Here is a 23,182-nt window from a genome sequence, read left to right as displayed (position 1 = left end):
GCCGCGCCGCCAGTGCACAGCACGACAATCCTGCTCATCGAGGTGGGCGCGCTGCTCTTCGCGCTCGGCATGCTCGGGCGCATCGGCCGCCGCTTCGGCCTGTCCCCCATCCCGCTCTACCTGCTGGCCGGGCTCGCGTTCGGCCACGGCGGGTTCCTGCCGCTGTCGGCCAGCCAGGAGTTCATCGAGGTCGGCGCCGAGATCGGCGTCATCCTGCTGCTGGTCATGCTGGGCCTGGAGTATTCGGCGAGCGAGCTCGTCGGCAACCTGCGCTCGGCCGCGCCCGCCGGCGTGGTCGACGCTGTCCTCAACGCCCTGCCCGGGGCCGGTTTCGCGTTCCTGCTCGGCTGGGGCTGGGAGGCCGCGCTGGTGCTGGCCGGGATCACCTGGGTGTCGTCGTCCGGGGTGATCGCCAAGGTGCTCGGCGACCTGGGCCGCATCGGTAACCGCGAGACCCCGGTGATCCTGTCGGTGCTGGTCATCGAGGACCTCGCGATGGCGTTCTACCTGCCGCTGGTGACCGCCGTGCTGGCCGGGGTGGGGCTGGTCGGCGGGCTCAAGGCGCTGGCCGTCGCGGTGCTCACGGTGGTCGCGGTGCTGGTCGTGGCGATCCGGTACGGCCACGCGATCTCCAGCTTCATCTCGGTCAAGGACGCCGAGGCGCTGCTGCTCAGCGTGCTGGGGCTGACGCTGTTCGTCGCCGGGGTGGCCGCCGAGCTGAAGGTGTCCGCTGCTGTGGGAGCCTTCCTGGTGGGAATCGCGCTGTCGGGGCCGGTCGCCCACCACGCGACGCAGATCCTGTCGCCGTTGCGCGACCTGTTCGCGGCGGTCTTCTTCGTGTTCTTCGGGCTCTCCACCGATCCCGCCGCGGTGCCGCCGGTGCTGCTGCCCGCGCTGGGCCTGGCCGTGCTGACCATGCTGACCAAGGTGCTGACCGGCGTGATCGCCGCCCGCCGGGCCGGCATCGCGCTGCCCGGTCAGGTGCGCGCCGGGCTGGCCCTGATGCCGCGCGGTGAGTTCTCGATCGTCATCGCCGGACTGGCCGTGGCGTCCGGCGTCGAGCCCGAGCTGGCGCCGCTGGCGACCGCCTACGTGCTCATCACCGTGGTGACCGGGCCGATGCTGGCCCGCCTGTCGGACTACGCCTGGTTCAAGGCAATGATCCGGAAAAGGTCGGCTGTGCGCCGGCCGGTGGAAGCCGTTCCCGCTGCTGAATGACCTTTTCCGCGCTCAGCGAGCACTAAGCTACTGACCAGTATCCGAAAGTGATCTCTGACGACTTCCGTAGAACACTCACCTCGCGCTAACGTGTCGCCGCGACAACAACGTGTTATCGGGTGACCAGCGACTCGCCGGATGCAGGGGGATGCCTTCCCAGCGGGTCAGCACGGCCCTCTGCCGGGGAGGACGGCGGCATGAGTGAGCTAAACGAGGCGGCGTCGTGACCGTGCGTGAGTCGGCCTTCTTCGGGTTCGTGAACCCGGTCGATCCACGGCCGGAAGAGTTGCAGGCCTGGGCCTACCACCCCGAGGCCGTGCCGCTGGACGCCATGCCGTCCGACTGGGACCTGCTCATCGCCGGTGACGTGCTCGCGCCCACCCTGTTCGAGCTGGCGATGGACCGGCAGTGCCCGGCCCGGCGCTTCGCGCTGCACTGCATGTACATCTACGCGGCCGACGGTGTCCGGCCCAACGCGACCTCCCAGCGCAAGCGCCGCCTGAAGAAGTACGTGGAGCGCGCGGAAGAGGTCGGCGACGAGCCGATGGCGATGTGGGCGCACAACTGCCGGGTGCTGATGACCCGCCCCGAGCTGTTCGAGTACGAGGACTGGATCGAGGGTGGCCTGGTGCGCCACCCCCGACGCCTCGCCGCTTTCGGTCGCCGCTAGGGCTCCTACCGCTCGCCGGAGCGGCGCGGGCGCCACACCACCAGCGCGGTCGATGGCCGTTCCCGCCGCACCAGATCGCGCCCAGGGTACGGCCCAACCGACTCCAGCTGAGCAATCCGCTGGTACGCCTCGCCGAGCTGCTGTTCCAGCTCGACCACCCGTTCCTGCAACTCGCCCACGAGCTGTTCGAGCCCGATGATCCGCTTGATGCCGGCCAGGTTGACGCCCTCTTCCTGGCTCAGCTTCTGCACCTCACGCAGCAGCGCGACGTCACGCTCGCTGTAGCGGCGACCGCCGCCACCGGCTCGGCCGGGCTGCACCAGGCCGAGCCGGTCGTACTGACGCAGCGTCTGCGGGTGCATCCCGGCCAGCCGCGCCGCGACGGAGATGATCAGGACCTTTGCGTCGGAGGCCTGCTCCCACGAGACGCTGATCTCTTCATACATGTGCCACCTCCTGACAGGGGTCCTGACCTAGCCGCGGCGCAGCCGGGCCTCGATGCGCTCCCGCTCGGCGTTGGGCGTGAGCTTGGCGAACTGCTCGAGCGCGTCCCGGGCCTCGGTGGGCACCGCGCCCGGGGACGGGACCTGCACCTCGACGGTGACCAGCAGATCGCCGGCCTGGCCGTCCCGGCGCTGCACACCCTTGCCGCGTGCCCGCAGCGTGCGGCCGCTCGGCGTGCCGGCCGGCACCCGCAGCGTCACGGGCGTGTCCAGCGTGGGGACGCGCAGATCGGTGCCGAGCACCGCCTCCGCGAACGTGATCGGCACGGTCAGCGTGATGTCGTCGCCGGTCCGCCCGAAGATCTCGTCCGGCCTGACCTTGACCTGCACGTACAGGTCTCCGGCGGGGCCGCCCTTGTCGCCCGGCTCGCCCCGGCCGGAGAGCCGGATGCGCTGGCCGTCGGCGACCCCGGCGGGGAAGCGGACGTTGATCGTGCGGTTCTTGGTCACGCCGCCGGTGCCCCGGCACTCGGGGCACTTCTCGTCGACGATGCTGCCCGCGCCCTGGCACTCGCGGCACGGCTCGGAGAAGCTGAACGACCCCTGGTTGCGGGAGATCAGCCCGGAGCCGTGACACTGCGGACAGGTGCGCGGCACCGTGCCGGGCTTGGCCCCGTTGCCGTGGCAGGTGTCGCAGACCCCGGGCGACCGCAACGTCAGCGGCAGCGTCGTGCCCTTGACCGCGTGCGCGAAGTCGAGCGTGACCTCGGCCTCGACGTCCCGGCCACGCTGGGGTCCCCGGCGGGCGCCCGCTCCCGCCCCGCCGGCGCCACCGCCGGAGAAGATGGAGCTGAAGATGTCGGAGAAGCCGGCGCCGCCGAACCGGCGGTCACCGGACCCGCCGCCCTGACCGGCCCCGCTGAATCCGCCGCCGAACAGGTCGGACGGGTCGAACTGGGAACCGCCCGGACGGGCGCCGCGACGGAACGCACCCGAGCCGAACAGGGAGCGCATCTCGTCGTACTCGCGGCGCTTCTTGTCGTCGGAGAGCACGTCGTACGCCTCGGACGCGGCCTTGAACCGGTCCTCGGCGTCCTTGTTGCCGGGGTTGTGGTCCGGGTGGTTCTCCCGGGCGAGCTTGCGGTACGCCTTCTTGATCTCGTCGGCGGAGGCGGACTTGCCCACCCCGAGAACGGCGTAGAAGTCCTTCTCCAGCCAGTCCTTCGAACTCATCGAGCCCACCTCCTCCACCGGATCGTCGTCATACGGGCCGAGGTCCCGCCCACCGTGCGGTGGGCGGGACAGGTGCTCGTCACTCGGGGTCGGCGACCGCGACCAGGGCGGGCCGCAGCAGCCGCTCGCCCAGGGTGTAACCGCGGCGCATCACCTCGACGCAGGTCGGCTCCGTGACGTCGGCCGACGTCAGGTGCGCGACAGCCTCGTGCCGGGTCGGGTCGAAGGGGTCGCCCTTCTCGCCGAAGGCCACGAGCCCCAGCTTGCCGACCGACGCGCCGAGCGCCTCGGCCACGGTGGCGAACGGACCGTTCAGGTCACCGTGCTCACGGGCCCGGTCGATGTCGTCCAGCACCGGCAGCAGCGCGGTGAGCACCGAGCCGGTGGTCTGCTCGGCCGCCACGCTGCGGTCACGGTCGACACGCTTGCGGTAGTTGGCGTACTCAGCAGTCACTCGCTGCAGGTCCCGGGTGCGCTCCTCGAGCTCGGTGCGCAACGCCTCCAGTTCGGCGCCGAGGGCGGGCGTGTCGACTACCACGCCCTCCTCCGGCTCCTCGGCAGCGCGGTGCGCGCCTCCCGTGGACTCCTCCTCGGCCTGCTTGGCCACCTTGGTGTCCTTACCTTTCACGTCGATCTTGCGCCGGTCCCGGATGACGACGCGCTCGGTTGCCTCACCGTCGTTCCCGTCGTCGGACCGGCTCACTTCTTGTCGTCCTCGACGATCTCAGCGTCCACGACGTCGTCAGCGCCGCCGGCGTTCGGGCCCGCGCTCGCGCCGGCCGCACCGGCACCCGCGCCGCCCGGGGCACCCTGGGTGCCGTCGGGGCCGGGAGCGCCCTGCGTGCCGTCCTGGTTCTGCTGCGCGTACAGCAGCGAACCCGCCTGCTGGGAGACCGAGGCCAGCTTCTCGTGCGCGGTCTTGATCTTCTCGATGTCGCTGCCGCCCAGCGCGCCGCGCAGGTCGCCCAGCGCCTCGCTGATCTGGTTGCGCGAGTCCTCGGGCAGCTTGTCGCCGCTCTCGGCCAGGAACTTCTCGGTCTGCCACTGCAGCTGCTCGGCCAGGTTGCGCGTCTCCGCGTCCTCCTTGCGCTGCTTGTCCTCGTCGGCGTGGTCCTGGGCGTCGCGCATCATGCGCTCGATGTCGTCCTTCGGCAGCGCGGAGCCGCCGGTGATCGTCATCTTCTGCTCCTTGCCGGTGCCCATGTCCTTGGCGGCCACGTGCACGATGCCGTTCGCGTCGATGTCGAAGGTGACCTCGATCTGCGGCACGTTGCGGGGCGCCGGCGGCAGGCCGGTCAGCTCGAAGGTGCCGAGCTTCTTGTTGTACGCCGCGATCTCGCGCTCGCCCTGGAAGACCTGGATCAGCACGGACGGCTGGTTGTCGTCGGCCGTGGTGAAGACCTCGGAGCGCTTGGTCGGGATGGTGGTGTTGCGCTCGATGAGCTTGGTGAAGATGCCGCCCTTGGTCTCGATGCCCAGCGACAGCGGGGTCACGTCGAGCAGCAGGACGTCCTTGACCTCACCCTTGAGCACACCGGCCTGCAGGGCGGCACCGACGGCGACGACCTCGTCCGGGTTGACGCCCTTGTTGGGGTCGCGGCCGGTCATCGACTTGACCAGGTCGGACACCGCGGGCATACGGGTGGAGCCGCCGACCAGGATGACGTGGTCGACGTCCTGGATCTTGATGCCGGCGTCCTTGATGGCCTGCTCGAACGGGCCCTTGCAGCGGTCCAGCAGGTCCTGGGTCATGCGCTGGAACTCCGACCGGCTCAGGGTCGTGTCCAGGTGCAGCGGACCGGCCGGGCCGGCGGTGATGTACGGCAGGTTGATGCTCGTGGTCGACGCGGCCGAGAGCTCGATCTTCGCCTTCTCGGCGGCCTCACGCAGACGCTGCAGGGCCATCTTGTCGGTGGAGAGGTCGATGCCGTGCTCGCCGCGGAAGGTCTTGACCAGGTGGTCGATGACGCGCTGGTCCCAGTCGTCGCCGCCGAGGTGGTTGTCACCGGAGGTCGACTTGACCTCGATGACGCCCTCGCCCAGCTCGAGCAGGGAGACGTCGAAGGTGCCGCCGCCGAGGTCGAAGACCAGGACGGTCTGCTCCTTGGAGCCCTTGTCCAGGCCGTACGCGAGCGCGGCCGCGGTGGGCTCGTTGACGATGCGCAGGACGTTGAAGCCCGCGATCTCACCGGCCTCCTTGGTGGCCTGGCGCTGCGCGTCGTTGAAGTAGGCCGGGACGGTGATGACCGCGTCCGTGACCGACTCGCCGAGGTACGCCTCGGAGTCGCGCTTGAGCTTCATGAGCACCCGCGCCGAGATCTCCTGCGGGGTGTACTTCTTGCCGTCGATGTCGACGGACCAGTTGGTGCCGACCTCCCGCTTGACCGAACGGATCGTCCGGTCGGGGTTGGTCACCGCCTGACGCTTGGCGACCTCGCCGACGAGCACCTCGCCGTTGCGCGCGAAGGCGACGATGGACGGCGTCGTCCGGGAGCCTTCGGCGTTCGCGACGACGGTGGGCTCACCGCCCTCGAGAACGCTGACGCAGGAGTTCGTGGTGCCGAGGTCGATGCCGACCGCTCGTGCCATGTTCGCTTCCTCGCTTCATTGCCGGTTGCAAGTCTCGGGACTCAAGTTGAGTGGACCGGACTCAATGATGCCACGGCGATCCAACTCTGCAAGCGAAAGTTGAGTCAAGGCGGCGCAACTCACTGTCAGCAGGTACCTGTCCGGTCACGGCGACGGGGTACCTGTTGTGGGGAATGCATAGATCAGGCACGCTTTACCCGTGACGACGCACGGTGACGCGGTCGGTCCGTCGGCCACTCCCGCCGTAGCCGACCCACCCCCCACAAAAGCCCAGACCAACGGCGCGCCCGCAGCGGCGGGCGCCAGCCAACCCGACAAATCATCCGGTACGGTCGCAGACGCGACAACCGCAGGTCCGTCCGCCCAGGCCGACGAGGCCGACAGCGGCGCGCAGCCGGAGCCTGCCGCCACCACGCCACCGAAGCCGGAATGGCCGCCCACCACGGCCGCGACCACGGGAAACGTCGTGACGACGAAGTCAAAGCAGCCGGCCGGGGAGCAGATCCCCGACGAGCCGACCACACCAGCCGGCACCGCACCTCCCGGTACGCCGGAGAGCGCTCCCGCGGCGACCGTGCCCAGCGCCGCGGCCAAGACCGGGAAGGCCGTCGAGCCCCCGTCGGCCGACGAGCCGAAGTCCGCTGACGCAGTGGAAGCAGATTCCGGCGCCCCCGGACCCAACTCGTCCGCGGAGCCGAAATCCGCATCCGACACGGAGCCCGCGGCGGCCACCGAGCCCGAGCCGACCCCAACCGCGAAGCTCGGCGCCGGCCACGAGTCAAACCCGGCCGCGAAGCTCGGCGCCGGCCACGAGTCAACCCCGGCCGCGAAGCTCGGCGCCGGCGACGAGCCGACCCTGGTCGCGAAATCCGACGCGGGCGACGAGCCGACGCTCGTCAAGAAGCCGACCACCGGCGACGAGCCCACGCTGGTCGCGAAATCCGACGCCGGCGACGAGCCGACCCTGGTCGAGGGGCCCGCGGCCGACACCGAGGCGCTGCCGACGTCGCGCCCGGCCGACGAGGAGCCGACCGTCGCCGGCCGGCCGGCCGGCGCCGAAGAGCCCACCCTGATCGACGCGCCCGCCGAGGACGAACCGACCGTGGTCGCCAAGACGACCGGCACTGCCAAATCCCCGGCGGTCGACAAGAAGGCCGGCAAGGACAAACCCGCCGCGGCCAAGGACGATGCGCCGATCTCTCCCTCCCGGCCCAAGGACCTCGCCGCTGTGCTCGCGCCGGTGCCGCCCGTCGAGCCGCCGCCCGCCGTCGGGGATCTTGCCGTCGCCCTGTCCAAGCTGCGCGCGGCGATCGGCGGGACGCCGTACCCCCTGGTCATGCCCTCCGCCGAGGAGGCCAAGCGGATCGGCGCCGCGCTGGTCGCCCAGCTCGACGACTATCTGCTGCCGCGCCTCGCGCGGCTCGACGCGCCGCTGCTGGTCGTGGTCGGCGGTTCCACCGGCGCCGGCAAGTCCACCCTGGTCAACAGCCTGGTCCGGGCGCCCGTCACCAAGGCCGGCGTGCTGCGCCCGACGACGCGTTCGCCGGTGCTGGTCAGCCATCCGTCCGATTCCCCGTGGTTCCGCAACGGCGATCTGCTGCCGGGGCTGACGCGTACCGCTGAGAGCTCGACGGATCCGCAGACGCTGCAGCTGGTCTCCGCGACGGCGCTCGGTCCTGGGCTGGCTTTTCTCGACGCGCCGGACATCGACTCGGTGGTCGACCGCAACCGGCAGCTCGCCGCCCAGCTGCTGGCCGCCGCTGACCTGTGGCTGTTCGTCACGACGGCGGCTCGTTACGCCGACGCCGTACCGTGGGAGCTGCTCACCACCGCCCGGCTGCGTGGCACCGTGATCGCCCTGGTCCTGGACCGGGTGCCGGCCGAGGCGGCCGGCGAGATCTCCGCCCACCTCGCCGAGATGCTCACCGCCCGCGACATGGGCGCCGCGCCGATCTTCGTGCTGCCGGAGTCCACGTTGGAGGGCAGCGGTCTGCTGCCGGAGGACGTCACCCGGCCGCTGCACGACTGGTTCGCGCAGCTCGCGGCCGACGCCAACGCGCGGGCGGCCGTGGTCAAGCAGACGCTCGACGGCGCGCTGGCCGCGCTGGGCCCGGCGGTGGCCGGGCTGGCCGAGGCCGCCGACGAGCAGGCGACCGCCGCGAAGGCCCTGGACGAGCGGGTCACCGCGGCGTACCGCACGGCCCGCCGGACCATGGAGGACGGCCTGCAGGACGGCCGGCTGCTGCGCGGCGAGGTGCTGGCCCGCTGGCAGGAGTTCGTCGGCACCGGTGAGCTGCTGCGCACTCTGGAGTCGCGGGTCGGCCAGCTCCGCGACAAGATCGTCGCGGCGGTCACCGGCCGCCCGGCGCCCGGACGCAACCTGCAGGCGGCGCTGGAGTCGCAGCTCGCCCTACTGCTGCGCGGGGTCGCTTCGGATGCGGCCGAGCAGGCGTACGCGGCCTGGCAGGCGCACCCGGCCGGAGTCGCGCTGCTGGAGCCGGGCCTGCAGAAGCCCTCGCCCGACCTGCCGCAACGCGCCGAGCGGGTGATCCGCGACTGGCAGCAGTTCGTGCTCGAGCTGGTCCGCAGCGAGGCCGGCGACAAGCGGGTCGTGGCGCGCGGCGCGGCGTACGCGGTCAACGGCGTCGGCCTGACCGTGATGATCGCGGTGTTCACCTCGACCGCCTTCATCCCGACCGGCGCCGAGCTGGCCGTCGGCGCGGGCACCACCGTCGCGGCGCAGAAGGTGCTGGAAGCGATCTTCGGGGACCAGGCGATCCGTACTCTGGCCACCCGGGCCCGCGAGGAACTGCTCAAACGCGTTAACGTGCTGCTCGACGCGGAAGCGGCCCGGTTCACGGACCGCACCGCAGCCGTGGGCCTCGAGCTGCAACCGGGGGCCACGCTGCGGCAGGCCGCGGCCGATGTGGAGCGGTCCAGGGAGGAAGTCGCGTTGACCGGGTCGCCGTCATGAGCCTCGTGGAGCGGGTCAAGCACGCGCTGACCGGCGACGACCGGGTGGACGCCGAGCAGCTCGTCGCCCGGCTGGACGCCCTGCAGCGCTTCCTGCGGGTCACCGACCCGTACCTGCCCGACAACGACCTGGTCGCCGCGCACACCCTGGTCGAGCGGGCCGGCAGCCGGCTGGCCCTGTCGCAGGACCACACCGTGGTGGCGCTGGCCGGCAGCACCGGCAGCGGCAAGTCCAGCCTGTTCAACGCCCTGGCCCGGCTCAAGCTCTCGCCGGTGGGGGTACGCCGGCCGACGACCGGTGTCGCGCACGCCTGCGTCTGGGGCCCGCTCGAGCCGGCGAACAGGTTGCTCGACTGGGTCGGCGTGCTGCCCCGGCAGCGCTTCATCCGGGAGAGCGCCCTCGACGGCGACGACGAGGCCGCCCTGCGCGGGCTCGTGCTGCTCGACCTGCCCGACTTCGACTCCGTCGAGCGCGGCCACCGGCTCGAGGTGGACCGGCTGCTCGGCCTGGTCGACCAGGTGGTCTGGGTGGTCGACCCGCAGAAGTACGGCGACCGCGTCCTGCACAACGCCTACCTGCGCCAGTTCAAGCAGCACAGCGACATCACCATCGTGGTGCTGAACCAGGCGGACCGGCTCTCCCCGTCGGACACCGAGATCGTCGTCACCGACCTCAAGCGGCTGCTCGACGAGGACGGGCTGAACGGCGTACCGGTGCTGGCGACCTCGGCCAAGCAGCCGGGCATGCTGACCGAGCTGCGCGAGGCCCTGGAGAAGACGGTCGCCGAACGGCAGGCCGCGCTGCGCCGGCTCGCCGGTGACCTCGATGTGGTGGCCGAGCAGCTGGCCACCACGATCGGCCCACCGGCCGCCGAGGACGAGGTGGACCGGGCGACCGTACGCCAGCTCAGCGACGCCCTCGCCGCGTCCGCCGGCGTCCCGGCCGTGGCCGCCGCGACCGCGAGCGCCTACCGCCACCGGGCGATCGCCAGCACCGGCTGGCCGCTGGTGCGCGGCGCTCGGAAGCTGCGCCCCGACCCGCTCAAGCGCCTGCACCTGTCCACCGACAAGCCGGAGGCCGCGGAGACCGCGATCGAGGCGGCTCCGGTGTCCCGGACTTCGCTGCCGGAAGCGGACGCGGCCCAGAAGTCAGCGGTCGGCCTGTCCGTCCGCGCCGTCGCCGCCCGGGCCGCCGCGCCGATCCCGCAGGTGTGGGCCCCGGCGCTGAGCACGGCTTCCCGGTCCCGGCTGGGCGATCTGCCCGACGCACTGGACCGGGCAGTGGCCAAAACCGACCTCGGGATGAGCCGCAAGCCGATCTGGTGGACGGTGGTCGGCCTGCTGCAATGGCTGTTCACCATCGCGGCGGTGGTCGGCCTCGGCTGGCTGATCGCCGGGTACGCCGTCCGCGTCCTGGGCCTGCCCGCGTTCGACAACCCGAAGGTCGGCGAAGTGCCGTTGCCGACGTTGCTGCTGCTCGGCGGCCTCCTGCTCGGTGCCCTGCTGGCCGTCTTGATCCGGCCGATCGTCAACCTGGGTGCGAGACGCGCCGGCCGGCGCGCCGAGCAACGCCTGCGGGGGTCGGTCACCGAGGTGGCCCGCGAATACGTCGTCGCGCCGGTCCGCGAGGTGCTGAACGGGTACGCACAGGCACGTGAAGCCCTGACGGTCGTCCGTTCGGAATAGGTCCGGCGAGCTCCTGGACGGGTAGGCTCGGCGGCATGGCGGCACCCCAGACTCCATACGACGCGGTCCTGCACGCGGCCCGCGACGTGGCGAAGCTCGACTGCGCCCTGGACGCCGAGATGCTGGGCACCGCACTCCTGGGCAGCGTGTACGCCGTGGCGGTCACCGACCGCGCCGCGGCGGTCCGGGAGTTCGTCGGCCAGTTCCTCGGCGCCACCACCCGGCGGCGCACCGCGTCGGCGACGACGATCCGCGAGGTCTTCGCGGCCCTCGTGCCGGACGCGGAGGGAGCGGCCGGCGTGCGCCCCGGCGCCCAGGCCCCGGCCTGGACGGAACAGCTCGGCAAGGTGCGCGCGACCGGCTGCTACGCGTACGGCGACGTGTACGGCGACCAGACGTCCTATCTGGTCACCTTCGCCTACGACGACGCCGAGCTCGGTGGCCCGGAGCACGCGGTCGTCGCCCTGGTCGACCACAACATCGGCATCACCAAGGACGTCTTCGTCGGCGGCCCGGCCGAACGCATCCTGGGCCAGGTCCGCGAGATGTGCGCGGGCGACGAGCTGACCTGGTTCCGCGAGGAGGACCCGGGCCGGCTCCGCGGCGAGGTGGGCAAGCACCTGGAGATCACCGACGGTCTCAGCGACCTGCCGGCGGACGGCAACCTGGCCACCGACCGCGCCCTGGCCACGGCCCGGCTGGCCCTGCTGCCGGCCACCACGGTCCCGCCCCTGGCCGAGCCCCCGGAGCTGAGCGCACCGGAGCGCGAACGCCTGCTCCGCGACTTCCTGTCCTCACCGGAGGCGGCCCGCTTCGCCCTCGGCGACGTGTCGGCCGACGACGAGCTGGCCTCACTGCACTTCTGCCTGAGCCTGCTGCTGGACCACGCGGCCAGCCTCCCGGAGCCGAACCCGCTGCGCTGGAGCCCGGCGGTGGCCGGCCTGTTCCTGCTCGACTGGGTGCACCGGCGCGCGGTCCTCGACATGGACGACGCGGCGATGCTCCCCCGGGTGACCCGAGCCTGGTCGGCGTACGCAACCCGCAAGCGCGGCCTCCCGGCGGCAGCAGCGGAACAGACGGACACAGTGGTCGAGGAAATGATCCCGGAGTTCGCCCGCCTGTACGCAACGGGCGAGAAGCGCAGCCCGGCGACGGCGGCTGTGGCTCAGCTGATCTCGGAAGGCGTCGACCCGAACGACGCGGAAGCCATCGACGCCTGGATCGAAACCAACCGCCACCGCCTCACCGACGACTCCTGATCAAGGCGCCGCTGTTCGGCCCGCCTCGCCCGGCGAACCTCCACGTCGCCGGGTGAGGGCGGGCCTTTCACCAGCCGTTCTGCTGGTGGTCCTGGTTCTCCTGCTGCTGCTCCAGGTGGTGACGGCCCATCCGGGAGCTGCGGTGGTGCGCGCCCGTGCGGTCGTCGACGCGGTGCATGCGTTCGGAGCGGTGGGAGCCGCGGTAGGCGCGGGTCGCGGTTGTGGTCTGGGTGCCGCCTTCGCCACGGTCGGCGGCGGACGGCTGGTAGCGGTGACTGTTGTGGGTGCGGTCCGCGTTGCGGGCGGGCCGGACGTTCTGCGGGCGTTCGGTCACTTCTGACCTCCGGCGGGAGTCGGATCCGGCGGCCTCGGCCGTCCGGCGGCTGATGGAACGGATGAGCTGTTCGTGCTCTTTCGGCGAGCGCTTGTCTTGGCTCTTCGCCTGGCGGGTGCGCTCGTGGCGTTCGGTTGCCCGGCTGCCCTTGTCACGGTGGGCGGCCACCCGGCCGGTCCGGCCCTCGTCGCCGGCTGCCGGGCCGTTGTCCCCGTCCCGGGCTACCTGGTCGGAATCACCGCCGCGGGCTACCTGGCCGGAATCACCGCCGCGGGCTACCTGGCCGGGGTCACCCCCGCGGGGCGCCTGGTCGTTGTCACCATTGCCGGCCGATTGGTCGTCGCCGTGGTCGCGGGCCGCCCGGTCGTCATCGCGATCACGCGCCGCTTCGATGTGGACGGTGATCCGGCGATCGGCGGACCGACGGCGGTCGGATGACCGGCGGCGGTCACCAGACCTGGCGCGGTCAGCGGACCCGCGGCGGTCGCGGTCGTCACAAGCCCGATCACGCGCCCGGCCGGAATCATCCCGGTCACCCGCCCGATCGGCGTCGTCCCGATCACGCCCGTGGCCGGAGTCGTCCCGATCTGAGTCGTCCCGGTCACCGACCTGGTCCGAGTCGTCCCGGCCACCGACCTGGTCTGAGTCGTCCCGGTCGTGCGGCCGGTCCGGGTCATCCTGCTGACCCGGGTGGTCGTGGTGGTGCGGCCGGTCCGGGCGCTGGTGGTGCGAAGGCCGCCAAGAGCAGTCCGTCCGATCCCAGCACCAAGGCGGCCGAGCGGGCTTCCGCGGCGGATCCGGCGTCTCCCCACCCGGCGAGTCGTCCGAGTCCCCCGGCTGCTGCGGCCTGACCGGCACCGACGGCCAAGACGGCCGCACCGGCGGACGAACCGGAGCCGGCTTCCCGCCACCGGACGAGCCGGACGAACCGGAGGACGAGCCGGACGAGCCGGACGAACCGGAGGACGAGCCGGACGAGCCGGACGAACCGGAGGACGAGCCGGACGAGCCGGACGAGCCGGAGCCGGACGAGCCGGACGAGCCGGAGCCGGACGAGCCGGACGAGCCGGAGCCGGACGAGCCGGACGCGGACCCGGACCCAGAACCCGAGCCGGACCCCGACGACCCGGGCCGCCAGGACTCCCCACGATCACCCGAAGGACTGGAAGATCCAGAAGAATCCGAACCCCGCGCCGGCGCCACCACCCCCGAGGACCCGTTGCGCGTGCTCTGGCCGTACCCCTTGCTGGTTTTGATCGGCGCGGCCGGCCGCGGCTTGGCCTTGCGCCTCTGAGCCTGGCCCTGCACCGTGCCGGAGCCGCTCGGCGAGCCGGTGCCCGCCGATGCCGTCGGCGCCGGCCGGACCGGTCCGGTCGAGGCCGGCGGGATGAACGGGACGTCCATCGCGCCGGTCCGGTCGTCGTCGAGTTCGCGGGAGCCGGCGGTGATCGCCGCCAGGGTGGGCAGCGACGCGAGCCCGACCAGCATCGCCACGATGAGCACGTAGCGCCGGGTCGGCCCGGAGAAGCCCTCGGCGCTGTAGACGCCGTTGAGCCGCTTGCGCATCACCTTGATCGGCGGCACGAGCCCGTCGTCGTCCGGTTGCTCCGGCACGGCCAGCACCCCCTGCGTAAAGATCAACTTGGATCTGTCTCGGCTATCGGGGTGAACGACGCATGGCCGTTCGGGCAGCGGTGAAAGTTGTCCGTTCCGACAGAAGTGATGGCACGAAAACCACTTAACCGGACAAACATGGGCACGAATGACTCCGCAAGATTTCGGATCTGTGATCGACCTGACCTGTGGCGCCACTCACGTTCTCTGCGAGGATGGGGGCGACGGCACCGCCGCCGTCGCGGCTGGACCAAGCAGCGGGACGCGGTGGGAGCCGTCACTCCCCGGCGGGGTCTGTGATCACGCCGAACAGCCGCGCGGCAACCTCACCCGGGCCAGGCGCGGCGAACCCCAGCGGTCAGCCGCGCGGACGGGCAACACCCGCCGTGGGCGCAGAGATGAAACAGGGAGACACGGATGGCGAACGGCGAAAGCGAAGTCGGGGCAGACGCTCCGGCCGGCGGCTTCGTTCAGCTACTGACGCCCGACGGTGAGCGCATCGACAGCGTCACCACGGCGGACGGCGTTACCTACTCGGTCGACTTCACCGACAGCGAGTACCGAGAGCTGTACCAGGACCTTGTCACGGTCCGCCGCCTGGACGCCGAGGCGACCGCCCTGCAGCGGCAGGGTGAGCTGGGGATCTGGGCCAGCCTGCTGGGCCAGGAGGCCGCTCAGGTCGGCTCCGGCCGGGCCCTGCGCCCGCAGGACATGGCGTTCCCGACCTACCGCGAGCACGGCGTGCTCTACACCCGCGGCATCGACCCGATCATGCCGTTCGGCCTGTTCCGGGGCGTCGACCAGGGCGGCTGGGACGCGAACAAGTACAAGTTCAACGGCTACACGATCGTGATCGGCTCGCAGACGCTGCACGCCACCGGCTACGCCATGGGCGTCACCATGGACGGCAAGACCGGCACCCCGGACGGGGAGGCCGTCATCGCGTACTTCGGCGACGGCGCCACCAGCCAGGGCGAGGTCAACGAGGCGTTCGTCTGGGCCGGCGTGTTCCACGCCCCGATGGTGTTCTTCTGCCAGAACAACCAGTACGCCATCTCCGAGCCGCTCGAGCGGCAGACCCGCATCCCGCTGTACCGGCGCGCGGCCGGCTTCGGCTTCCCCGGTGTCCGGATCGACGGCAACGACGTGCTGGCCACGTTCGCGGTGACCCGGGCGGCACTCGACCAGGCCCGCAACGGCCAGGGCCCGACGCTCATCGAGGCGTACACGTACCGGATGGGAGCGCACACCAGCTCGGACGACCCGACCCGCTACCGCATCGCCAGCGAGGTGGAGTCCTGGAAGGCCAAGGACCCGATCAGCCGGCTCAAGGCGTTCCTGACCAAGCAGCAGCTCGCCGACGACACGTACTTCGCCGAGGTCGACGAGTCGGCCCGCAAGCTGGCCTTGGACCTGCGCGAACGCGTGCTGGCCATGCCCGACCCGCAGCCGGTCACCATGTTCGACCACGTCTACCCGAACGGCTCGCCCGAGCTCGACCAGCAGCGCGCACAGTTCGCCGCCTACGAGGCCTCGTTCGAGGGGAGCGCCCACTGATGAGCGAGACGATCACCCTTGGCAAGGCCCTGAACCACGGCCTGCGCCGCGCGCTCGAGAACGACCCCAAGGTCGTCATCATGGGCGAGGACGTCGGCAAGCTCGGCGGCGTCTTCCGGATCACCGACGGCCTGCAGAAGGACTTCGGCGAGAACCGGGTCATCGACACCCCGCTGGCCGAGGCCGGCATCGTGGGCACCGCGGTCGGCCTGGCCATCCGCGGCTACCGGCCGGTCTGCGAGATCCAGTTCGACGGGTTCGTCTTCCCGGCGTACAACCAGATCGTCGCCCAGGTGGCGAAGATGTACTACCGGTCGCTGGGCAAGGTCCGGGTGCCGATCGTCATCCGGATCCCGTACGGCGGTGGCATCGGCGCGGTCGAGCACCACTCCGAGTCGCCCGAGGCCTACTTCGCGCACACTCCCGGCCTCAAGGTCGTGACCTGCTCGAACCCGGCCGACGCGTACGCGATGATCCAGCAGTCGATCATCTCCGACGACCCGATCGTGTTCTTCGAGCCGAAGCGCCGCTACTGGGAGAAGGGTGTGGTCGACCTCGACGCGCCCGGCGACTTCCCGCTGCATGCTTCGCGGATCGTGCGTGACGGGTCGGACGCCACTGTGATCGCGTACGGGCCGATGGTCCGTACCGCCCTGGACGCGGCGCAGGCCGCGGCCGAGGACGGCCGCAACCTGGAGGTCGTCGACCTGCGCACGCTCTCCCCGCTGGACCTGGGCCCGGTCTTCGAGTCCGTCCGGCGGACCGGCCGGGCCGTGGTCGTGCACGAGGCCCCCGGCAACCTCGGCCTCGGCGCCGAGATCGCCGCCCGGATCACCGAGGAGTGCTTCTACTCCCTGGAGGCGCCGGTGCTGCGCGTGACGGGCTTCGACGTGCCCTACCCGGCCGCCCGCGTCGAGGAGGAGTACCTGCCCGACCTGGACCGGGTGCTGGACGCCGTCGACCGTTCGTTCGGCTGGTGACGCCGATGTCCCGGATCAAGGAGTTCACGCTGCCCGACCTGGGCGAGGGCCTGACCGAGGGCGAGATCCTGGCCTGGCTGGTCAAGGTCGGCGACACGATCGAGCTGAACCAGCCGATCGTCGAGGTGGAGACGGCCAAGGCGGCCGTGGAGATCCCGGCCAAGTGGGGCGGGGTCGTCACGCAGATCTTCCACGAGGCCGGCACGACGGTCGAGGTCGGTGCGCCGATCATCTCGATCGACACCGATCCGGGCGCCGGCCCGGTGCCGTCCGCGGAGTCACTCGCGGCGGTCGAGATCGCGCCCGAGGAGGGCTCGGTCGAGCCCGGCATGATCGGTGGCCCGGCTCCGGGCGGCCGCACGGCCGTGCTGGTCGGTTACGGCCCGAAAACCGCAACTGCCAAACGCCGACCCCGCATCGGTACGCCCACAGCGTCGACAACCGCAGCACCGCCCACCGCACCTCCGGCAGCTGCACCGACGCCCGTGGCCCAGCCGACCCCGGCTACCTCCCGCCCCCCGGCGGCCGCAGCGCCCGCACCGCCCCAGCCCGCTCCCGTGACACCGGCTCAGCCGGCCGCGGGCGCGACAGCCCGGCCCACCGGACCGGTGCTCGCCAAGCCGCCGGTGCGCAAGCTGGCCCGCGATCTCGGGGTCGACCTGACCACGATCGCCGGCACGGGCCCGCTCGGCTCGATCACCCGCGACGACGTCCAGCAGGCGGCTGCTTCCCCGTCGGCGCCGTCCTCGACGCTCGATTCGGCGCTCGCAGAGACGGACGTCACTGAGTCGCTCGTCACCCAACCGGCGCCCGCGTCGGCCGCGGTGTTCGACGCCTCGCGGGAGCAGCGCATCCCGATCAAGGGCGTCCGCAAGCTGACGGCCGAGAACATGGTCGCGTCGGCGTTCACCGCGCCGCACGTGACGGAGTTCCTGACCGTGGACGTGACCCGGACGATGAAGTCGCTGGAGCGGCTCAAGGCCCGGCCGGAGTTCCGTGACGTGCGGATCTCCCCGCTGCTGTTCGTGGCCAAGGCCGTGCTGCTGGCGGTCAAGCGGCACCCGATGGTCAACTCCACCTGGTCCGCGGCGACGAACGAGATCGTCGTCAAGGACTACGTCAACCTGGGCATCGCGGCCGCGACCCCGCGCGGCCTGATCGTGCCGAACATCAAGGACGCGGGCCGGCTGACCTTGCGTGAGCTGGCGGACACCCTGACTGCCCTCGTGCAAACGGCCAAGTCGGGCAAGACCCCGCCGTCCGACATGTCCGGCGGAACGTTCTCGATCACCAACGTGGGTGTCTTCGGCATCGACACGGGAACGCCGATCCTGCCGCCGGGCGAGGCGGCCATCCTGGCCTTCGGTGCCATCCGGCCGACGCCGTGGGTCCACAAGGGAAAGATCAAGATTCGCCAGGTCACCACCCTCGGGCTCTCGTTCGACCACCGGATCATCGACGGCGAGCTGGGCTCGAAGTTCCTCCGCGACATCGGTGGCTTCCTGGAAGATCCAGAGGCGGCAATGCTCTCCTGGACCTGATTTTCGTCGGCAACCGGTTTTCCCAGCCTTCGATCCTTAGGCAGGTAAGCGGGATCACCCCTTAAATCGTTGGCGGTACGTGTTCCGGCGCGGTTCAATGGAGTCAGCGCCGGAACACGGCACCACAGCAACGAGGCCAGCGATGGCCCAAGGGAGTGAGCACCGCATGAGCACCATCGAGCGCATCCGCAACCGCCGCATCGCCAAGCGCAACGCCCGCGCGATCGACCGCGCGTGGAAGTCGGCGCCGACGCAGTCGATGCGGGACGAGATCGCGATCCTCAGCCAGCAGCGCATGTACTGAGCACCTGCTGAGCAACACGGCACTCGACGGCCCGCCCGGTTCTCCGAGCGGGCCGCCGTCGTTCCAAAAAGGGCAATTGACTACTAAAGGGTGCCCTCTTCCGTGATTTACGACGCACCGCCACGCTCTCCACGGCGTACACCGGGATTTCTTCCGCCCGCGACGCCCGGTACGGTTGGCGACGGTCACCTGCCCGGCTCGGCCGGCCGGGCGGGGCAGTGACCGGGCGACGCCCAGCTCTGCAGGGTCGGCCGCGTCCGTGGCAAGCTGGCACGGCCGACAGTCATGGAGGAGGCGCGTATGACGTCCGAGGGCCAGCACGCCGGCCACCAGCCGGGGGCCACGTCGGGCAGCGGAGCCGACCCGTTCGGCACCGACGGCTTCCCGCCGGACGCCTTCCCGCCGGACTCCGACGGTCACAAGACCGCCGACCGGCCCCCGTCGTACCCGCACGCCCAGGAATCCTTCCCGAGCGCGTACGCCCCGCCGCCGCACGCCACCCCGAATGGCGGCTCGCCGTTCGTGGTGCCCGCGGTGCCGCCGGCCGGCCAGCAGCCGGCGCCGCAACAGCCGCCCGGCTTCCCGCCGCCGCTCTCGCAGCGCGGATCCCAGCAGCCTGGGTCCCCTTCCGGACCCTCGTCGCCCGGCGCCGCCACTCCACTCGCGCAGCGCGGCTCCCAGCAGCCCGTGTCGCAGTCGTCCGGATCTTCCTCGCCCGGTTTCCCGCCCCCGCTCTCCCAGCGCGCACCGCAGCAGCCCGGATCCCCGGCGTCCGGACCGTCATCGCCCGGCTTCCCGCCGCCGCTCTCGCAGCGCGGACCTCAGCCCGGGTCGCCGTCCTTCCCAACCCCGCTGTCTCAGCGTGAGCCCCAGTCCGGGTCGCCGTCTTTCCCGGCCTCGCTGTCTCAGCGTGAGCCCCAGCCCGGGTCGCCGTCCTTCCCAACCCCGCTGTCGCAGCGCGAGCCCCAGCCCGGGTCGCCGTCCTTCCCGCCGCTTTCGCAGCGTGGACCGCAGCAGCCGGGTTCCCCGGCCGGCTTCCCGCTGTCGCAGCGGGAGCCTGGCTCCCCTGCGGCACCTGACTTCCCCCCGCCGTCCGCCGGCCAGCAGGGGCCGGATCCGGCGCGAACGCCGGGCCCGGCGTTCGGCCCGGGTGCGGCCCAGTTCGCGTCGAACTCCAGCGGCTCCGCCCGCGTGCCCGAACCCGGCGCCCTGCCCCAGCGCCCGCCGGCCGCGGCCCAGGGCAACCCCGACTCGTCCGCCGCGCCGGAGTCCGCGTGGGCGCCCCCGCCGTCGGCCCAGCCGGCCGGCGCAGCCCAGGACAACCCGTTCGCCCGCGCCGCCGAGCCGCACCCGTACCGCGGCGGTGGCGAACTGCCTCAGCGTTCGCCCGGCATCGCCGGTGGCCCGCTGGACGGCCCGGTCGGCGAGTTCAACGGCTTCACCCCGACCCGCCAGCCGGCCGAGTCGGCACCGGACGTCGCCCGTCGCCCCGGCGGCTCGCCCTTCGACCGACAGGAGCCGGCCCCGGCCGACCAGTCACCGTCCGCTCCGGCTGAACGGTCATCGTTCGCGCCGGCGCCCCGGGAGCCTTTCGGTGGCCCCCCGGCAGGCGAGGCGTTCGGTGCTGCCCGCTCCGACGACGACCAGCAGTCCCGCGAGCGCCCCGCGGGCATCTCGGCTTTCGGTGACCAGCGGGTCCGCGTTCCCGGCGCGACTCTGACCGGCCTGCCGGACGCGCCGCCCGCCGGAGGGGACAGCGACGCTTTCCCCGCCCGCAGCGGCAGCGAGAGCAACGGCTTGCCGTCTCGCGGAGGCCACGACAGCGGCGGCTTCCCGACCCGCGGCGGCAGCGAAAGCGGCGGCCTGCCAACTCGCGGAGGCCCCGACAGCGGCGGCTTCCCCACTCGCGGCGGCAGCGAAAGCGGCGGCTTCCCCACTCGGGGTGGCTCCGGCAACGGCAGCTTCCCGATCCGGGGCGCCGGCGCCCGCGGCGGCGACAGCCCCGCCCGCGGTGACGGCGCCTTCTCCGCCCGCGGCGATTCGTTCGCAGCCCGCAACGACGCCGAGGACATCGCCTTGCCCGCCGACAGCGGCGGCGCATTCTCCGCTCGCAACGCCGACAGCTCCTTCGGTTCGCGGAGCGACGCGGACAGCGGCGCCTTCCCCTCCCGCGGCGACGGCAATGGCTTCCCGGCCCGTGGCGACGGCAATGGCTTCCCGGCCCGTGGCGACGGCAATGGCTTCCCGGCCCGTGGCGAGTCCGACGGTTCTTTCCCCGCTCGCGGCGCCTCCGACAACGGCGGCTTCGCCGCCGGCAGTGGCGCTTTCTCCGCACGTAACGCCGCCGACAACGGCACGCCGCCGAACCGTGGTGGCGCCTTCCCCGCAGGTGGAGACGACGACGTGGACAGCGAAGGCTTCCCCGGCGGAAGTCGCCCCGACAGCAATCCCTTCCGTGACGGCTCGTTCCGCCGCGAAGGTGCCGACGGCGATTTCCCCGCACCGACCCGTAGCGCTTCCGACCGCCCGGGTGACGGTGACGAGCAGTCGTCGCCGTTCGCCCGTCCCGAGGCCGGCCGCTTCGACGCCGACCAGCCGTCGGACGGGCCCGGCGGCAACGGCTACGCCCAGCGCATCCCCGGCGCGTCGTTCGCGGCGGCCGGCCCGCCCGACGCCGTTCGCCCCGAGAGCGGCAGCGGCGGATATCCCCAGCGTGTCCCCGGCGCCTCGCTCGGCAGCATCGGTTCGCCGGTAGCAGCCGAGCCCCGCAGCGCCGCGGCCGTACCGCAGCCGCGGGACCCCGCCGAGCGCCCCGAGTCCGGCGAGCCGCCCGCGGCCGGTCCGGCCAAGGGCACCGCACGTCCGGTGTCGGCCAGTGCCTCCGTGCCCGTGGCGAGCCGGGTGGCGCCGCCCGCGGACGCCGAGGAGGTGCCCCCGCCGGCCGCAGCGAGCCCGCAGCCGCGTGTCTACGGTCGTCCGGCCCCGGTTGACGAGCCCGCGCCGCAGTCGCCGTACCAGGACGAGGATCAGCCGGTCAGCGGCGCGTTCGGCGCGGCACCCACCTCGGGTGCCCGCGAGTCCGCGCCGACCTCCGGCGCCTACGGCCAGCCGCCGGAGAATCCTTACGCCCGCCCGGCCGACGGCACCTACGGCAAGCCGCCCGCGAGCCCCTTCGCGCCGCAGGCCGACGGCACGTACGGCGCGCCGCCCGCAAGCCCGTTCGCCCCGCCGGCCGACAACCCCTACGCCAAACCGGCCCCCGCGGACAACCCCTACGCCAAGCCGGCACCCGCGGAAGGCACCTACGGCACGCCGGCATCTGCCGACGGCACCTATGGGAAGCCGGCGACCGCAGACGGCACGTACGGCACGCCGGCATCCACCGACGGGACATACGGTCGACCGTCCGAGGCCCCGTTCGGCACCCGGCCATCGTCCGGCGCATCCCCGTTCGGGGACGGCCAGAGCGACCGGCCGGGCGGCCTCAGCGATCGGCCCGGCACCCAGGACGATCGGCCCGGCAACCAGGGAGACTGGCCCGGCAGCCTGAGCGACCGGCCCGGCAGCCAGGGAAGCCGGCCCGGCGGCGGCCAGGACGACCGGCCCGGCAGCCAGGGTGACTGGACCGGCGGTCAGAGCGACCAGCCCGGCAACCAGGGCAACTGGCCCGGCAACGCCCAGGACGACCCGTTCGCTGTCCGTCCGTCCTCGGGTGCGTTCGGCGCGCCCCCGGAGCACGGCGGCCATTCAGCGGAGTCCGGTGCCCCTGAGGCAGCCCCGACCTCCGGTGCGTTCGGCGCGGCACCCACCTCCGGCGGCGCCCAGTCGCCCGGTCGCGCCTCGGGCCGGGCTTCGGCCAGCGCCCGGGTCAGCCCGCCCGGCCAGCCGTTCGCGCCCGCCTCGCCCGCTCCCGGCCAGGCGCCGGATCCGCGGGCCGCGGCGGCCCAGTTCACCGAGTTCACTACGGACATCGCCGGTCGCGGCCGGGCCGGTCAGCCGGATCAGCCGGGCGCGGTGCCCGGCAACCCGGCCGCCCGCACCACGCCGCCGGACCAGTACAGCGAGAACACCACGGACGTGTCGGGCCGCGGGCAGAGTTCGGACCAGCCGTACGTCCCGGCGCCCGCGTTGCCGTCGATGCACGCCGCCCCGCCGCTGGAGAACGGCTTCCCGCCCGCGCCGGCGCCGGATGCCACCCAGCCGTTCGGGGACCGGCCGCGGATGGGTGGTGTCTTCCCGGGGCCGGCCAGCCGGGCCACGGTGACGCCGCCCGGCCCGGAGCAGACCGCGTCCTGGCCCCAACGGCCCGAGGAGGACCCTGACCAGGGCCGGTTCGACTCGTTCAAGGCGGATGCGCCGGAGATCGTGCCGACCGAGGTGGCCAAGCCGGAGACGCCGCATGTCCGGATGCTGCCGGTGATTCTCGGTGTCATCCTCGGCGCCGGCCTGATCGTCGGTCTGACGCTGGGCGTGACCTGGCTCATCGCCCGGGGTTCGCACGACGGGGGCAACGCCGGCTTCTCGGTGAGCGCCGGTGACTGCGTCAAGCGCGACGGCAACGAGGCGGTCACGGCCAACTGCAGCGACGCCGGGTCGTTCGAGGTGACGGCGATCGTCGACACCAAGGAGCAGTGCCCGGACCCGAACCAGCCGTACGTGGTCAACCCGACCGACAACGGCCGCAGTCAGGTGCTCTGCCTGAAACCACGGCCCTGATGATGTGACGTGCGCGAAGCGCGGCCACCCCGGACCTGGGGTGGCCCGCGCGTCGGGCACGATGG

Annotated in this window: 17 protein-coding genes; 12 read left to right on the top strand and 5 right to left on the bottom strand. The window is 72.4% G+C overall.

Annotated elements, in window-relative coordinates:
- The first annotated feature begins 12 nt into the window (after positions 1–12).
- Positions 13–1,218, top strand: a complete 1,206-nt coding sequence (locus ACZ6S4_RS21595) for a cation:proton antiporter (RefSeq protein ID WP_465476633.1) — start codon at positions 13–15, stop codon at positions 1,216–1,218.
- A gap of 223 nt (positions 1,219–1,441) precedes the next feature.
- Complete coding sequence (locus ACZ6S4_RS21590) at positions 1,442–1,888, top strand: hypothetical protein (protein ID WP_360546866.1); 447 nt, start codon at positions 1,442–1,444, stop codon at positions 1,886–1,888.
- A 5-nt stretch (positions 1,889–1,893) separates the two neighbouring features.
- Here the strand turns inward: ACZ6S4_RS21590 and ACZ6S4_RS21585 are convergent, their stop codons facing one another.
- From ACZ6S4_RS21585 to dnaK, 4 genes are all read right to left on the bottom strand, one after another.
- Positions 1,894–2,334 carry a heat shock protein transcriptional repressor HspR gene (locus tag ACZ6S4_RS21585; protein ID WP_465476632.1) on the bottom strand — a complete coding sequence of 147 codons (441 nt, stop codon included), beginning with the start codon at positions 2,332–2,334 and terminating at the stop codon, positions 1,894–1,896.
- Between the two features lie 27 nt (positions 2,335–2,361).
- On the bottom strand, positions 2,362–3,564 hold the full coding sequence (dnaJ, locus tag ACZ6S4_RS21580; protein WP_465476631.1) for a molecular chaperone DnaJ: 1,203 nt from the start codon (positions 3,562–3,564) through the stop codon (positions 2,362–2,364).
- Positions 3,565–3,643: 79 nt separating this feature from the next.
- Complete coding sequence (gene grpE, locus ACZ6S4_RS21575) at positions 3,644–4,267, bottom strand: nucleotide exchange factor GrpE (RefSeq protein ID WP_465476630.1); 624 nt, start codon at positions 4,265–4,267, stop codon at positions 3,644–3,646.
- Complete coding sequence (gene dnaK / locus ACZ6S4_RS21570; protein WP_465476629.1) at positions 4,264–6,153, bottom strand: molecular chaperone DnaK; 1,890 nt, start codon at positions 6,151–6,153, stop codon at positions 4,264–4,266. Before dnaK ends, grpE begins: the two co-directional genes overlap by 4 nt.
- A 1,228-nt stretch (positions 6,154–7,381) precedes the next feature.
- On the opposite strand from dnaK, the gene ACZ6S4_RS21565 reads away from it, so the two are divergent.
- The 3 genes from ACZ6S4_RS21565 to ACZ6S4_RS21555 are packed head-to-tail and all read left to right on the top strand — an operon-like array spanning position 7,382 to position 12,071.
- The gene (locus ACZ6S4_RS21565) at positions 7,382–9,127 is read left to right on the top strand and encodes an ABC transporter (protein WP_465476651.1); all 1,746 of its coding nucleotides are present in this window, start codon (positions 7,382–7,384) and stop codon (positions 9,125–9,127) included.
- A complete protein-coding gene (locus ACZ6S4_RS21560; protein ID WP_465476628.1) occupies positions 9,124–10,812 on the top strand; it encodes a GTPase in 1,689 nt (562 codons plus the stop codon). The genes ACZ6S4_RS21565 and ACZ6S4_RS21560 overlap by 4 nt, the downstream gene beginning before the upstream one ends.
- 35 nt (positions 10,813–10,847) lie before the next feature.
- Positions 10,848–12,071, top strand: coding sequence for a hypothetical protein (locus ACZ6S4_RS21555; RefSeq protein ID WP_465476627.1), 1,224 nt, complete (start codon positions 10,848–10,850; stop codon positions 12,069–12,071).
- A gap of 67 nt (positions 12,072–12,138) precedes the next feature.
- Here ACZ6S4_RS21555 and ACZ6S4_RS21550 read toward each other — a convergent pair whose 3' ends face one another.
- The gene (locus ACZ6S4_RS21550; protein WP_465476626.1) at positions 12,139–12,405 is read right to left on the bottom strand and encodes a hypothetical protein; all 267 of its coding nucleotides are present in this window, start codon (positions 12,403–12,405) and stop codon (positions 12,139–12,141) included.
- Positions 12,406–12,501: 96 nt separating this feature from the next.
- Here ACZ6S4_RS21550 and ACZ6S4_RS21545 point away from each other — a divergent pair, with 96 nt between their 5' ends.
- From ACZ6S4_RS21545 to ACZ6S4_RS21515, 7 genes are all read left to right on the top strand, one after another.
- Positions 12,502–12,843 (top strand): hypothetical protein, encoded by a 342-nt coding sequence (locus ACZ6S4_RS21545; RefSeq protein ID WP_465476625.1) that lies wholly within the window; start codon positions 12,502–12,504, stop codon positions 12,841–12,843.
- 871 nt (positions 12,844–13,714) lie between these two features.
- Positions 13,715–13,912 (top strand): hypothetical protein, encoded by a 198-nt coding sequence (locus tag ACZ6S4_RS21540; protein WP_465476624.1) that lies wholly within the window; start codon positions 13,715–13,717, stop codon positions 13,910–13,912.
- A gap of 524 nt (positions 13,913–14,436) precedes the next feature.
- Positions 14,437–15,576: a pyruvate dehydrogenase (acetyl-transferring) E1 component subunit alpha gene (gene pdhA / locus ACZ6S4_RS21535; protein WP_465476623.1), complete on the top strand. Its 1,140-nt coding sequence runs from the start codon at positions 14,437–14,439 to the stop codon at positions 15,574–15,576.
- Entirely contained in the window at positions 15,573–16,556 is a 984-nt protein-coding gene (locus ACZ6S4_RS21530) for an alpha-ketoacid dehydrogenase subunit beta (RefSeq protein ID WP_465476650.1), read from the top strand. The genes pdhA and ACZ6S4_RS21530 overlap by 4 nt, the downstream gene beginning before the upstream one ends.
- Positions 16,557–16,561: 5 nt before the next feature.
- Complete coding sequence (locus ACZ6S4_RS21525; RefSeq protein ID WP_465476622.1) at positions 16,562–18,097, top strand: dihydrolipoamide acetyltransferase family protein; 1,536 nt, start codon at positions 16,562–16,564, stop codon at positions 18,095–18,097.
- Between the two features lie 166 nt (positions 18,098–18,263).
- Complete coding sequence (locus ACZ6S4_RS21520) at positions 18,264–18,401, top strand: hypothetical protein (RefSeq protein ID WP_433723510.1); 138 nt, start codon at positions 18,264–18,266, stop codon at positions 18,399–18,401.
- A gap of 1,191 nt (positions 18,402–19,592) precedes the next feature.
- Entirely contained in the window at positions 19,593–23,117 is a 3,525-nt protein-coding gene (locus ACZ6S4_RS21515; protein WP_465476621.1) for an LppU/SCO3897 family protein, read from the top strand.
- Positions 23,118–23,182 lie beyond the last annotated feature (65 nt).

It is taken from the genome of Actinoplanes sp. NPDC051405 (assembly GCF_055586185.1).
This window is presented reverse-complemented; position numbering and strand designations above follow the sequence as displayed.

Bases quoted from the DNA above. Each gene is read 5' to 3' on its own strand.
- dnaK (WP_465476629.1), bottom strand. From the start codon at position 6,153: ATGGCACGAGCGGTCGGCATCGACCTCGGCACCACGAACTCCTGCGTC.
- ACZ6S4_RS21520 (WP_433723510.1), top strand. From the start codon at position 18,264: ATGAGCACCATCGAGCGCATCCGCAACCGCCGCATCGCCAAGCGCAAC.
- dnaJ (WP_465476631.1), bottom strand. From the start codon at position 3,564: ATGAGTTCGAAGGACTGGCTGGAGAAGGACTTCTACGCCGTTCTCGGG.
- pdhA (WP_465476623.1), top strand. From the start codon at position 14,437: ATGGCGAACGGCGAAAGCGAAGTCGGGGCAGACGCTCCGGCCGGCGGC.
- ACZ6S4_RS21525 (WP_465476622.1), top strand. From the start codon at position 16,562: ATGTCCCGGATCAAGGAGTTCACGCTGCCCGACCTGGGCGAGGGCCTG.
- ACZ6S4_RS21560 (WP_465476628.1), top strand. From the start codon at position 9,124: ATGAGCCTCGTGGAGCGGGTCAAGCACGCGCTGACCGGCGACGACCGG.
- ACZ6S4_RS21555 (WP_465476627.1), top strand. From the start codon at position 10,848: ATGGCGGCACCCCAGACTCCATACGACGCGGTCCTGCACGCGGCCCGC.
- ACZ6S4_RS21585 (WP_465476632.1), bottom strand. From the start codon at position 2,334: ATGTATGAAGAGATCAGCGTCTCGTGGGAGCAGGCCTCCGACGCAAAG.